Origin of the sequence: Bacillus sp. B4EP4a (assembly GCF_006680105.1) — a bacterium.
GTDB classification, from domain to species: Bacteria; Bacillota; Bacilli; order Bacillales; family DSM-1321; genus Peribacillus; species Peribacillus simplex_E.
Genome location: NZ_VHIK01000116.1, coordinates 1 through 249, shown reverse-complemented (window position 1 = coordinate 249; position 249 = coordinate 1). Strand labels below are relative to the sequence as shown.

Annotated in this window: 1 rRNA gene; it reads left to right on the top strand. The window is 44.6% G+C overall.

What is annotated here, in order from left to right:
* Positions 1 to 97: 97 nt before the first annotated feature.
* Positions 98 to 213: ribosomal RNA gene (gene rrf, locus FNK51_RS26225) — 5S ribosomal RNA — on the top strand.
* Positions 214 to 249 lie beyond the last annotated feature (36 nt).

The following is a 249-nucleotide window of genomic DNA, read 5'->3' as shown; positions in this document are numbered from 1 at the left end:
ACTGATACTAATAGATCGAGGACTTAACCAACGCTTTTAAAAAATGAAATACCTTCTTATTATTATCTAGTTTTGAAGGAACAACGTTCCTTTTATGTTTGGTGGCGATAGCGAAGAGGTCACACCCGTTCCCATTCCGAACACGGCAGTTAAGCTCTTCAGCGCCGATGGTAGTTGGGGGTTTCCCCCTGTGAGAGTAGGACGCCGCCAAGCCATTTAAAAAGATCAGCCATCCGGCTGGTCTTTTTT